10 protein-coding genes are annotated in these 13,281 nt (G+C 62.4%); 4 read left to right on the top strand and 6 right to left on the bottom strand.

Going from position 1 to position 13,281, the window contains the following annotated elements; translation table 11 throughout:
- Position 1: 1 nt before the first annotated feature.
- Positions 2-778, bottom strand: a complete 777-nt coding sequence (locus CLV47_RS08955; protein ID WP_106348693.1) for an IclR family transcriptional regulator domain-containing protein — start codon at positions 776-778, stop codon at positions 2-4.
- A 133-nt stretch (positions 779-911) separates the two neighbouring features.
- On the opposite strand from CLV47_RS08955, the gene CLV47_RS08960 reads away from it, so the two are divergent.
- Positions 912-1,883, top strand: a complete 972-nt coding sequence (locus CLV47_RS08960; protein ID WP_106348694.1) for an aldo/keto reductase — start codon at positions 912-914, stop codon at positions 1,881-1,883.
- A gap of 45 nt (positions 1,884-1,928) precedes the next feature.
- Positions 1,929-3,629 carry an AMP-binding protein gene (locus CLV47_RS08965; RefSeq protein ID WP_106348695.1) on the top strand — a complete coding sequence of 567 codons (1,701 nt, stop codon included), beginning with the start codon at positions 1,929-1,931 and terminating at the stop codon, positions 3,627-3,629.
- A gap of 4 nt (positions 3,630-3,633) precedes the next feature.
- On the opposite strand, the gene CLV47_RS08970 is transcribed toward CLV47_RS08965, so the two are convergent.
- Complete coding sequence (locus CLV47_RS08970; RefSeq protein ID WP_170111011.1) at positions 3,634-4,524, bottom strand: alpha/beta fold hydrolase; 891 nt, start codon at positions 4,522-4,524, stop codon at positions 3,634-3,636.
- 87 nt (positions 4,525-4,611) lie between these two features.
- Positions 4,612-5,637, bottom strand: coding sequence for a hypothetical protein (locus CLV47_RS08975; protein WP_146135332.1), 1,026 nt, complete (start codon positions 5,635-5,637; stop codon positions 4,612-4,614).
- A gap of 366 nt (positions 5,638-6,003) precedes the next feature.
- On the opposite strand from CLV47_RS08975, the gene CLV47_RS08980 reads away from it, so the two are divergent.
- Both CLV47_RS08980 and CLV47_RS08985 read left to right on the top strand, forming a co-directional pair.
- A complete protein-coding gene (locus CLV47_RS08980) occupies positions 6,004-7,608 on the top strand; it encodes an AMP-binding protein (protein ID WP_106348697.1) in 1,605 nt (534 codons plus the stop codon).
- Positions 7,598-9,181, top strand: coding sequence for an acyl-CoA carboxylase subunit beta (locus CLV47_RS08985; RefSeq protein WP_106348698.1), 1,584 nt, complete (start codon positions 7,598-7,600; stop codon positions 9,179-9,181). The genes CLV47_RS08980 and CLV47_RS08985 overlap by 11 nt, the downstream gene beginning before the upstream one ends.
- A gap of 10 nt (positions 9,182-9,191) precedes the next feature.
- On the opposite strand, the gene CLV47_RS08990 is transcribed toward CLV47_RS08985, so the two are convergent.
- The 3 genes from CLV47_RS08990 to CLV47_RS09000 form a co-directional block, all read right to left on the bottom strand.
- Positions 9,192-10,337, bottom strand: coding sequence for an acyl-CoA dehydrogenase family protein (locus tag CLV47_RS08990; protein WP_106348699.1), 1,146 nt, complete (start codon positions 10,335-10,337; stop codon positions 9,192-9,194).
- A 95-nt stretch (positions 10,338-10,432) separates the two neighbouring features.
- Positions 10,433-11,482, bottom strand: coding sequence for a glucose 1-dehydrogenase (locus tag CLV47_RS08995; protein ID WP_106348700.1), 1,050 nt, complete (start codon positions 11,480-11,482; stop codon positions 10,433-10,435).
- On the bottom strand, positions 11,482-13,272 hold the full coding sequence (locus CLV47_RS09000; RefSeq protein ID WP_106348701.1) for a glycoside hydrolase family 15 protein: 1,791 nt from the start codon (positions 13,270-13,272) through the stop codon (positions 11,482-11,484). The genes CLV47_RS08995 and CLV47_RS09000 overlap by 1 nt, the downstream gene beginning before the upstream one ends.
- Positions 13,273-13,281: the final 9 nt, after the last annotated feature.

Below are 13,281 nucleotides of genomic sequence, written 5' to 3' on the forward strand. Positions count from 1 at the left end.
TCTAAGGTGCGGCGGCCCGGGAACGACCAAGCAGTTCAGATAGCTCATCGGCACTCTCCCGAACCATCGCGCCAAACACTTGCGCTTTCTGTTTCGGCATCCGGAATGACGGGCCCCCTATTGTGACAACGGCGAGCAGGTCGCCGCGTGCGTCGAAAACCGGCGCTGATGCCGAGTTGAGACCTTCCTCCCGCTCTTGTACAGCGAAGGCCCAACCCCGCTCACGTATACGATCGAGCTCAGCGATGAATGCCTTGCGGTCGGTGATAGTTGCCGCGGTCAGTTTTACAAGTTCGACGACTTCCAGATCGGCACGATCGAACGCAAGAAGTGTTTTACCCCCTGAACCGGCGTGCAGCGGGAGCACCTGCCCAATGTGCGGGCGGTAGATCAACGATTTGTCGGACTGACAGTCCGCAATGACCGTGCGCTTCGAGCCGATTCGAACACCTACCGTGATCGTCTCGCCGGACTTGTCTTTCAACCGCTCGATCACGGGGCCGGCAATGGCCAGCAAACTGGACGCGGCCTTCGCGGATTCGGACCAGCCCAGGATCCTTAGGCCCAACTTGAAATTCTCGCCGTCGCGTTGCACAAGCCCGTGAGCCACCAAATTCCGCAGCAGCCTATTCGCGGTCGTCACGGGCAAAGCCGTCAATTCTCGGACCCGTGCGGCAGAAACAACGGGCTCGCGAACCGAGAAGCAGTCCAGGACGCTAATTACCCGGCCCAACAACTGCGCCGAATCAGGAGGGGGTTGCGATCGAGCAGGAGACAAAGGTTGACCATTCTATGGTTTCTGAAACCGTCTAGTGGTTTGCACTCAATCACGCGACTCAAAGCGTGTCAACCAGGAATTCCTTGGCCGGGGTACGCGAATTGATTGATCGGCGGCAGAGCATGATGAATTCATGAGATATGTGAAGCTTGGTAATACCGGTCTGGATGTTTCGGAAATCGCGCTCGGCTGCATGACCTACGGCGCACCCGATCGCGGAACGCACCCCTGGTCGCTTCCTGAGGAACAGAGTCGACCGCTGCTCAAACAAGCAGTCGAGGCGGGAATCAACTTCTTCGATACCGCCAATGTCTATTCGTTGGGTTCGTCCGAAGAAATCGTTGGTCGCGCACTTAAGGACTTCACGAACCGCGACGAGGTGGTCATCGCGACGAAGGTCTTCAACAAGATGCACGACGGGCCGAATGGATTCGGGCTCTCGCGCAAAGCAATCTTCGCCCAGGCCGACGCATCCCTACGACGCCTCGGCACCGACTTCATCGATCTGTACCAAATCCATCGGTGGGACCGACGTACTCCGATCGAAGAGACGATGGAGGCCCTGCACGACCTCGTCAAGTCCGGCAAGGTCCGCTACCTCGGCGCCAGCTCGATGTACACCTGGCAGTTCGCAAAAGCTCAGCACGTCGCCGTCGTGGGCGGCTGGACCCCATTCATCAGTATGCAAAATCACTACAATCTGCTCGCCCGCGAAGAGGAACGCGAGATGCTTCCCTACTGCCAGGACCAAGGCATCGGCGTCATCCCGTGGAGCCCGCTTGCCCGCGGTCGTCTCACCAGGCCGTGGGACGCCACATCCAACCGCCTTGAGACCGATACGTTCGGCAAGACGCTTTACAAGGATGAAGACTCGCAGATCGTGTCTGCCGTGGGCAAGGTCGCCGAGACCCGCGGGGTGTCAATGGCACAGGTAGCGCTCGCGTGGGTCCGCAGCAGGCAGGCGGTTACGGCCCCGATCATCGGTGCGTCCAAGCAATCCCAACTTGCCGAAGCAGTTGCCGCACTGGAGGTCGAACTGTCTGAGGACGAGGTGCAGAGTCTAGAGGCGGCATATACGCCACGCGAGAATGCTGGATTCCGGTAACCTCCACATTCAGCCCAGCACAACGTCGAAGGGGTAGCAGACGCCATGGCAAGTAAAGCGACAGATGCATTCAGAGCAGCGCGAGATCAGCTCATTTCGCTCCGAGAGGATTACGACACCGCCGTTCGGGAGTTCACCTGGCCGGACGTAGGCGACCGATTCAACTGGGCAATCGACTGGTTTGATGCGATAGCTCGCGGCAATGACCAACCTGCGTTGATCATCATTGAAGAGGACGGGGCCAGGACCTCGATCAGCTTCGACGACATGGCGACCAGATCCGATCAGGTCGCCGCCTGGCTCATGCATAACGGCGTGGCCAAAGGCGACTCGGTCGTCGTCATGCTCGGCAACCAGGTCGAGCTCTGGGAGACGATGCTCGCCATCATCAAGATCGGCGCGGTCATCATGCCGACGACGACCGCAATCGGCGCCAGCGACTTGACCGACCGAATCGCCCGCGGCGGCGCCAAAGCGGTCGTGTGCAATATCGCCGACACTGACAAGTTCGACGACGTGCCAGGCGACTACATTCGGATCGCGGCGGGCGAACACGAGGGTTGGCTCGACCTGCACCGCGCCTTGGACATCGATGGCGTGACAATCGATCATCCAGGCACCGCGCCAGGCGATCGTGTCCTGCTCTACTTCACGTCTGGTACGACGAGTCGCCCCAAACTAGTCGAGCACACACAGATCTCTTACCCGGTGGGGCATCTGTCGACGATGTACTGGATAGGGCTCAAACCCGGCGATGTCCATCTCAATATTTCCTCCCCCGGATGGGGCAAGCATGCGTGGTCGTCGTTCTTCGCACCATGGATCGCGGAGGCGACAATTCTGCTCTACAACTACGTCCGTTTCGACGCGGCGGCGCTACTGGGACAGCTGCGCGAGGAGCACGTCACCTCGTTCTGTGCGCCGCCGACCGTCTGGCGCATGCTGATCAACGCCGATTTGTCCGGTGGTCCCGGCACACTGCGCGAGGTAATCGGTGCAGGTGAACCGCTCAACCCCGAAGTGATCAATCAGGTCCAGAAGCACTGGGGTCTGACGATCCGCGATGGATACGGACAAACAGAGACCACCGCGATGATCGGCAATACGCCTGGCACCAAGGTGATCCCGGGCTCGATGGGCCGGCCACTCCCTGGCGTGCCGGTCATTTTGACCGACCCCATCACATCAGCGCCGATCGAGTCGGGTGAAGGTGAGATCTCCCTAGACCTGACGCAGTCTCCGCTGGCGCTGATGACGTGCTACGTCGGTGACGAGGCCAAGACCGCGCAGGCTATGGCCGACGGTGTGTACCACACCGGCGATGTCGCGACGATCGACGCAGACGGCTACATCACCTACGTCGGCCGTACCGACGATGTCTTCAAGGCATCGGACTACAAGATCAGCCCGTTTGAGCTCGAGTCCGTGCTTATCGAACATCCGGCTGTAGCCGAGGCCGCCGTCGTTCCAGCACCCGACGAAGTGCGGCTAGCCGTGCCTAAGGCCTACATTGCCCTGGCGCCAGGCCACGAAGCCAGCGAGGAGACGGCGCACAGCATCCTCCAGTACGCCCGTGAGCACCTTGCTCCATATCAACGAGTACGCCGGGTCGAATTCTACGAACTACCGAAGACCATATCCGGCAAGATTCGCCGCATCGAACTCCGAAATCGGGAGGTGGAAAATCCACCGACCTCAGGCGAGTGGCGAGATGACCAGTTCCCCGATTTACGCGGAAGCAAGTAACCCGCTACGCGTCGGCCCGGGTGGCCAGGTCGTCGATCGCATCGACGATCTGAGGCCACGCGCCTTGCGGCAAGTCGTGGCTCATTCCATCGATGAGCAATAGCTTTGATCCCTGGATAGCCTCGGCTGTCGCCTTCCCGCCACTGACATCGACGAGCGCATCGGCCGCACCGTGCACAACCAGCGTCGGTATCTTCACCGACCTGAGCTTCTCGGTACGATCTCCACTGGCCTGAATCGCAACTAACTGCCGCGCGCCGCCGACAGGGTCGAAAGCCCGGTCGAATGCGAGCGCTGCCCGCTCCTTAATGACGTCGTCGTCGCGGTCGAATCCTGGTGACCCAATGACCTTCGCCGACTCGACGGCTCGCGCGATGGCGCCTTCACGATCGGTGGCCGGCGGAGCGAGAAGCACGGTCATGGCCGCCTGGCTCGGGCGGCCCACGGATCGATCGCCCGTCGTCGACATGATCGAGGTCATGCTTCGCAGTCGGTTGGGGTACTCGATAGCCATGCACTGCACGATCATTCCGCCCATCGATGCACCGACCACATGGGCAGTGCGAATATCGAGGGCGTTGAGTAGACCCACGGCGTCCCCGGCCATGTCGGACAACGTGTAAGCCGCACTCGAGTAATCACCACCCATTGCCTTCGCGACGTTCGGCGCCGTACCGCCCACCAAATGGGTCGACAGGCCTACGTCACGGTTGTCGAATCGGATGACACGGTATCCCCGTGCCGCGAGTTGCACGCAGAACTGGTCGGGCCAGGCAATCATCTGAGCGCCGAGCCCCATTACCAGCAACAAGGGCGGATCTGCTTCGTCTCCAATCGACTCGTAGGCGATCTCGATTGACTCACTGACCATGACGCGCTGGACCTCGTTGCTCATGCGGCGTGACCTTTCACGTTAACTGCCCCAACGGTTAAGACGCCGGCGTCGAGACCGGCACGATGTGCGATCGCCCCACCATAACGGCTATGCCGCTGGGATCGGTACCGATGACGTAGGACTTGGCGTCCCTGCAGACGCGCTCGATGGGGTCGCAGTGGATGGCTCAGTGGTACTCGCGCTAGTAGTCGGACTTGGCGGGCTCGCGGAAGAAGCGCTCGGTAGCGGCGGATCGGAGCCGGTCGGTGACGCAGTCGGACTAGTTGTTGGCGCCGGCGTAGATGTGGACGTCGCAGGTGTGGGTGGCGTTGTCGCCGAGGTAGTGAACGGCGATCCCGGCGACGCGCCGCTCCCCTGCGGTGTCGCCACCGGGGCCGCAGGGACCGGACTCGCGCCCTGTCCGATCGTTGCGTTTGCCGCGGGATCGGCGCCAGGTGGCGGCGTCTCGGGCCGCGAGAGGCCCGGCTTTTCTGCGACGTAGTCGGCGTAGATTGCCAGGACATTTGCGGCGTACCAGTCGGCGTGGTTGTAAGAAAGCGCCGCCGCATAGCGTCCTGCTTCGGTCCCGAGGTCGCGCCCATCGGCGCACTCGTAGTTGGCAGCGGCCAACGCCGCATCATCGATATCCTGCGGGTTGCTTCCATTGCCGTACACGGCCCAGGTGCTTGGAATGAACTGCATCGGACCCATCGCTCGGGCAGGTTGTCCACCCGAGTCCGCGATAGAGCCGACGACACCGGCCACGCTTCCGTCGAGCGCCGGCCCGTAGATGGAAGGTGACACGACCCCGTCGGCGCCGACACTACTTCCATGTACGCGTCCATGGTGCGATTCGATCTCGCCCAGTGCGGCCAGAAATTGCCATTGCAGATGGCATCCGGGATGGGTTGAGTTCACCGCGTCTGCGGCGTTCATGTAGGCGGTCAGCACTCGAATCGGGATATCGATGTTGGAGGCAACCGCCGCGGAAGGCGCATCATCGCTCCGCTGCACTGGGCTCGGGACCGGGGTCGGCGGGACCTGCGTAGCGGCAGGGACCACTGGTGCGGCGACGGTGATCGGCGTCTTCGAGGCCGCCGTCGGATCTGTCGAGGAGCGCGCGGCTGTCGTCATGATTGACGCCGCACTGGCCGGTGCAGCCCGTGTTGCGACAGCTTGGGGCTCGGCGGTTTGCTGCCACCAATCGGCCGCCGCGCCGACCATCGGAATTACCAGCACGACCAGGGACACCGCGCACACCGTTGGTGCGCGGAATGGATGGTGGGTTTCTTCAGCGTGCTGAGGACAGTAGAAGTAGCCCACGGGAACAACCTTCTACAGCAAAGCGGTTATCCACGTTTCCCCAATCTGGACGTCGTACGCCACAGGATGAGCCCCCCGGCCTGTGGCCAGTGTAGATCGGGACGGGCCGACTATCTAGGTGGTAGGAACGGGTTAAGGGTTCGGCACTAAGTTGAGACGAAAAGGAGTTGATCTAGCGTGTCCGAGCAAGCACAGCATCACCGCCCACTCACCGACCGCACCGTTGCCACGGTCCTGCAGGAGGTCACCGCACATACTCCAGACAAACTCGCGGTTCGCGATGAGAGCGAGACCTACACGTACGCCGAACTGGTCGCCGCCGCCACGCGGGCTGGCGGTGGATTTCGGCGGCTCGGGGTCGGCCGTCAAGACCGCGTGCTGCTCATGCTCGACAACCACTGCGACTACGTCGTCTCCTGGCTCGGCCTCAGCCTCATGGCGGCAGTCGAGGTACCAATCAATACCGCCTATAAGGAGAGTTTGCTCAGCTACTTGATCAACGACTCTGGGGCCTCGACGATCGTGATTGAGGACGTCTACCTAGAGCGGCTCAGGTCCGTCGTCGCCGATCTGGATAACGTGACCACCGTCGTCGTACGCGGCGACCGCACCAAAGCCGATCTTCCCGGCCTCACGGTCGTTGGCTTCGAACAGCTGCGCACCGCCGAGCCTATCGAAATCGAGCAAACCGATCCGTGGGATCTCATCGCGGTCATGTACACCTCCGGCACGACCGGGCCTTCGAAGGGCGTCCTGGTCACGCACGGACACGCCTACAGCTATTGCACGCCCCATTTCTGGAACGCCGCCGCACCAGACGACGTCGCTCTCGTCGCTCTCCCGCTGTTCCACGTCGGCGGCCAGTGGGCCGGCGTCTACAACGCCTTGATAGCGGGTGCCTCCGCGGCCATCGTGCCGCGGTTCAGTGCGACGACGTACTGGGACGATGTGCGTCGATTCGGCTGCACTTTCACCTTGATCCTGGGCGCGATGGCGACGTTCCTTTACGGTCAACCACCCGATCCGTCGGACAAGGACAATCCGATGACGCGGGCCATCGTCGTACCGGTGCTGCCGGAAGTTCGCGAGTTCGAAGAGCGGTTCGGCATGCTCGTCGGTACGGCGTACGGCATGACTGAGACCGCCAGCGTGATCCTCGCGCCGTACGGCGAGGCCATCCCGGCCGGCTGCGGCTGGGTCCGTGAGGACTATGAGGCACGGATCGTCGACGAAAACGACATGGAGGTCGAGCGCGGCACGGTCGGCGAGCTGGTGCTGCGGCCGCGCGAACAGTGGTCGATTATGGCCGGCTACCTCAACAAGCCGGAGGCGACCACGCACACTTGGCGCAACCTGTGGTTCCACACCGGTGATGCGTTCCGTCAGGACGAAAATGACCAATACTACTTCGTCGATCGCACCAAAGACGCGATCCGGCGACGCGGCGAAAACGTGTCGTCGTTCGAAGTTGAGTCCCAGATCGTTGCTATGGATGAAGTTTTCGAGTGTGCAGTCATCGGCGTGGCCAGCGAACACACTGAGCAAGAAATCAAGGTCGTCATCGTCCCCCAGCCAGGCGCGACGATCGACCCGAAGCAACTAGTCACCGACCTTGCCGCGAAGCTACCGTACTTCATGGTTCCGAGGTACGTAGAGATCGTCGACGAGCTACCCAAAACACCCACCCAGAAGATCCGCAAACAAGTGCTCCGGGACGAGGGCGTCACGCAGACGACCTGGGACCGGGTCACTGCGGGAATCGAGATCACACGTGACAGTTAGCGACAACAACGAAGCGCCGGGCCGATCGATGTACGAGACCGTTGAACAAGCCCGAGCGCGTGTCATGGATACTCATCGCGTCGGTGCCGTCGAGCGTCAGCATGCGTTGGGGAAATTGACTGCGCGCGAGCGGATCGCCGCGCTAGCCGATCCGGGCACATTCCGTGAGATCGGCGCACTGGTGCGGCCCGACCGTCGCCTCCCCGACGCCCGATCCGACGATGCGCACGCCGATGGAGTCGTGGTCGGCACGGCGGCCGTCAACGGACGCACGATTGGGATACTTTCCTTTGACTTCACGGTTCTTGGTGGCAGCAATGGCACAGTGGGCGGCGCGAAGGTCGACCGTCAGGCGCGGCTGTGCCTCGAGCACGGCTATCCCCTGGTCATGATGCTCGATGGCGGCGGTCACCGCATCCAGGAGGGGTTGGACAGTCGACACTTCGCGCACGGTTTTCAGTTCTTCCAGTTGCAATCGCAGTTGTCCGGCTGGGTGCCCACGATCGCGCTGATGATGGGACCGGGGTTTGCCGGGCCGTCCAACTTCGCGGCCATGGCGGACCTCGTCGTGATGGTCGACAAGACTTCCACGATGGGTATCGCTGGACCGGCACTCGTGAAGGCCGGCACCGGAGAGGACGCGACGAAGGACGAGTTGGGCGGGCCGGCGATCCAGGCCGACCGCGAAGGAATCGCCGATATCGTGGCCGAAGACGACGAATCGGCATTGCAGATCACGCGGGATTTTCTCGGCTACTTCCCCAACAACTCCTCGGAGCCGGTCCCGGTCACGGACTGCACCGATCCCGCGGATCGGCGCGCCGAACAGCTCACACGACTCGTGCCACCCAACCCGCGGCGCGCGTACGACGTCCGCAAGATTATCGGCGCGGTCGCGGACGCAGGCAGCGTAATGACACTCAAGCCTCGGTTCGCCCGCAACGTGTTCACGGGACTTGCGCGGCTCGACGGACGTCCCGTCGGGCTCATCGCCAACCAACCGAATCACATGGGCGGCACACTCGACTCCGACGCGTGCGACAAGATGGCGCACTTGATCTCGTTATGCGACGCATTCGGTCTGCCGTTGATCTACTTCATCGACGTACCAGGGTTTCTGGTAGGTCCGAGCGCAGAGCGCACCGGGCTCGCGCGCCGCAGTGGCAAACTCCTGTTTGAGCTCGGCCGGGCTACCGTGCCGCGGTTCTCCGTCGTACTGCGCAAGGGCTACGGACTGGCTTACATTGCGATGAACGGCGGCCGCAGCTTCGAGGCAGACCTGTGCGTTGCCTGGCCGACCGCCGAGATCTGCGCCATGTCGATCGAGGGCGCGGTTGATGTAGCTTACGCCAAGAAGGTCGCCGCGGCCGACGATCCCGAACTCGCGCGCAAGACAATGATCGCGCAGTTTCGCACACAACTCGGCCCGGTTTACGCCGCAGAGGGATTCGGCATCGACGACGTGATCGACCCGCCGGATACTCGCGGTGTGCTCATTGACGCGCTACGCCGCTCACCGCGGCGGCATCGCGATGTCTCGCCGCCGCGGGTCCACCCGGTCACGCCAATCTGACGCGCCGTCGTTAGGGGGTGAAACCGTCCAGCTTGGATAGAACTTGAAGCATCACTTCGTCGGCGCCGCCGCCGATGGAGGTGAGCCGGCCGTCGCGGAAGAAGCGGGAGGTCCAGTTCTCTTCCATGTAACCCATGCCGCCGTGGTACTGCAGGCACAAGTCGGCGACTTCGCGCGACAGCCGTCCGACTTGGAGCTTGCCGATCGTCGCCTGTCGCGTGGTGTCCTTGCCGGCCATGTAGTCCTCGGCCATCTTCAAGTTGTAGACCCGGAGCATGTCAACCTGAGCGCTCAGCTCGGTCAGTTTGAATGCGATGTACTGGTTGGCGATGAGCGGCTTACCGTTGACGACCCGGATCCGGAGGTAATCGCGGGTGCGGTCGAGGGCGTCCTGCATCGATCCGACCTTGCCGTAGCACGCGAACATCCGCTCGACGATGAACTGGCCCATCTGCTGCTGAAACCCGCGGCCCTCTTCGCCGATCGTGTTGCTGATCGGCACCCGCATATCGTCGAACCGAAGCTCGGCGGTGTCGGACGAACGCATGCCGAGCTTGTCGAGCTTGCGCGCCACTGAGAATCCCTCCGCCTTCGTGTCAATCACAATCTGTGACATGCCGCGGTAGCCGCCCTCATCGGATGTGCGTGCCAGCAGGCACATCCAGTCGGCCTGTGTTCCATTGGTGATAAAGATCTTGCTGCCGTTGATGACCCAGTCGTCGCCGTCTTTGACGGCCTTGGTCTTCAACGATGCGACGTCCGAGCCGGCTCCTGGCTCGGTGACCGCGATGGACGTGACTACGTCGCCGCGGAGCGCCGGCTCAAGGTATTTCTTCTTCAACTCGTGTGTGCCGTACTTCTGCAGTGAGGGCGTCGCCATCATCATTTGTACGCCGATGGCCATCGATACGCCGCCAGAGGCGCACCGGCCAAGCTCCTCGGCCGCGATCATCATGTAAAGGTGGTCGGCGCCCTGTCCGCCGTACGCCGGGTCGAACTCCACGCCGAGCACCCCGAGATCTCCGAGCTTCTTGAACAACTCGTGCAGGGGTATGTCGCCGTCGGCTTCCCACTTGTCGACGTGTGGATTGATCTCGTGCGCCACGAACTCCCGCAACATCGCGCGGAAGGCGTCGTGTTCCTTGCTGAATTGCATGGAGTCTCATTTCGATCGGCGGGTTGTTATCAGGTGGTGCTCTGTCAACATATCCCGCCGCTGACGACGCCGGACACTGCCCCGACGCGCGCCCGTTAGTCGAAGGTGATGACCACCTTGACGTCGTCCGGTTGGGCGGTGAATGCGTCCTGGAACTTCTCCACTGGCACCCGCCGAGAAACCAGTCTGGCGAGCCATTCTGGGTCGGCCTTGGCCAGGTCGCGAGCGGCGTCGGCGTAATGCTTGAGGTTGGCGTTGACCGAGCCGACGATGACGTCGTTCTCCAGAACGATCGACCTGTTGACCGAACCAGCGTCGATCTTGAGCGACCGGCCAGTGGAAGAAACGCCGGTAAGGCAGACGATCCCGTACGACGCCGTACCGGACATCGCGCCGAAGACGAGTTCACCGACACCGGTCGCCTCGATCACCACATCGGGTTTGACCTTTGAGGTGACATCGTCGATCGAGCCGTGGTGGTACGTCGCACCGAGGTCGCGTACGAGCTGCGGTTTGGGTCCGTCGGTAACCCTGTCCAGCACGTGTACGTCCAGGCCACGCTGCGCCCCGAGCATGGCCGCGAGCAGACCGATCGGGCCGGCGCCGGTGACCAGCACGGACTTCGGCTCGAACCAGGCCCGCGCGCCGATCTGTTCGACTTGGTCCCAGGCCTTGGCCACGACGGTCGTCGGCTCCATCAGCATGCCTACATCGGAAAGCTTAGGGTCGAGCCGCACGGCGTAATCGACCTCGACTGGCCACACTTCCCTGGCATAGCCGTCAATTTGTTTGATTCCGCGTTCGGTGTACTCGCCATTTCGACACATGTCGAACTGACCGTGCGCGCAGGCGCCGCAGGGCACGGGGTCCGGGCGTCGTACGACCCCCACCACGAGATCGCCCTTGCTAAATTCACTGCCCTCGGGCGCGGTGCGCACGCGGCCCAGCGACTCGTGACCGATGACCAGTCGCTCGTGGCCTGACGGTGCCCAGCCGTACTCACCGGAAGCGATTTCTTTGTCGGTGCCACACACGCCAACCGCAATTGCGTCGACGAGGAGCTCTCCCTCGCCCGCTTCTGGTTCGTCGACGTCGATGAGCTTCATCGAGTCCGCTTTACCCGGTACGACGGTGAGAGCGCGCATTATTTGCTCCTCGGAGAGTTGGTAGGTCGTTTACTGAGGTTCTGAGCGCAGTTGACGAGCCCGACGTGGCTGTACGCCTGGGGTGTGTTTCCTAGTTGTCGATGCGCCGTCGCGTCGTACTCCTCGCTGATCAGCCCGACATCGTTGCGCAGACTGAGGAGCCGCTTGAACCGCGTCTCGGCCTCGTCCCACTCGCCGATACCGCACAGCGCGTTGACCATCCAGAAGCTGCAGGCGACGAACGATCCCTCCTCGCCTGGAAGCCCATCCGCACCGCCATCCGCACGGGGGTCATAACGTAGCGTGAACCCGTCCTGCGACAAGTCGCGGTCGATCGCCTTTACGGTGCCTATTACACGCTCATCGGTGTAAGGCAAGAAGCCCACTTCCGGAATCAGCAGCAGGGCGGCGTCCAGACCATGCGAACCGTAGAACTGGGTAAAGGTACCTCGGTCGGCGTCGAAACCCTTCGTCGTGACCTCGTCATGAATCACCTGCCGAGTGCGCCGCCACTGGTCGACCGGACCGTCGAGGCCGAACCGCTCGACCGCCTGCACGGCACGGTCCATACCGACCCACGCCATGACCTTGGAGTGCACGTACGGACGCTCTGGCCCGCGACTTTCCCACAGCCCGCTGTCATTGTCGGACCAGTTGGACTCGAGATAATCCAGTAGGGCCCGCTGCAGATCCCACGCGTGATCGTCGGCGTCGAGTCCTCGCATGCGTGAGAGGTGCAGGCTGTCGAGCACCTCGCCCCAGACGTCCAGTTGCAACTGTTCAGAGGCCGCGTTGCCGATCCGCACCGGTTTGGATCCCTCGTAGCCGCTAAGCCACGGCACTTCGTATTCGGTGAGTCGTCGAGTGCCATCGATCGCATACATGATCTGTAGATCGGCAGGGTCGCCCGCAATCGCCCGAAGAAGCCAGTCGCGCCAGGCTCCGGCCTCACTGCGATAGCCCGTGTCCAGCAACGCGCGCAAGGTGAAGGTCGCATCACGTAGCCAGCAGTAGCGATAGTCCCAGTTTCGCGGGCCACCTATTTGTTCGGGGAGCGACGTGGTAGCCGCGGCCACCAAACCGCCGGTGGGTGCGTACGTCATCGCCTTTAGCAACACCAGCGAATGGCGAATCTCATCCGCCCACGGTCCGTCGACGTCGGCGCGCGCGATCCACTCGTTCCAATACGACTCGGTGTCGATCAACGCCCGTTCTGCATCGATCACCCGGGGAGTCGCCCCGTTCGAGGGGGCATAGGTGAGCACGAATGGCACCCGGTCGCCCGCAGAGACTGTAAACGTCGCTGTCGTCTGCATGTCTTCGCCCGCGAGATCGACCGGCGTTCGTAGCCATACGGCGTCCGGACCGGCAATCGCCTCGAGCATTCCGTCGCGATTGCGAACCCACGGCACGATGCTGCCGTAGTCGAAGCGCAACGCCAGGTCCATCCGCATAGTGACAGTTCCGCTGATGCCTTCGACAATCCGCACTATGTCGGCGACGTCATCGCGCGGCGGCATGAGATCGATAACCCGAACGGAGCCATCCGTTGTATCCCAGACCGTCTCCAGGATTAGCGAGTGCCCGCGGTATTGCCGGCTGGTGCACTTGTCCCCGGTCGCGGGCGCCAGTCTCCAGCGCCCCGCGCTATCGTCACCGAGCATCGCGGCAAAGCACGCCGCCGAGTCAAAACGCGGCAGGCACAACCAGTCGATCGAGCCGTCCTTGCCGACCATCGCCGCGGTGTGCAGATCCCCGATCAGTGCGTAATCCTCGATCCGCTGTGGCAATTCGTGCCT

The organism is Antricoccus suffuscus (assembly GCF_003003235.1).
Taxonomy (GTDB): Bacteria; Actinomycetota; Actinomycetes; order Mycobacteriales; family Antricoccaceae; genus Antricoccus; species Antricoccus suffuscus.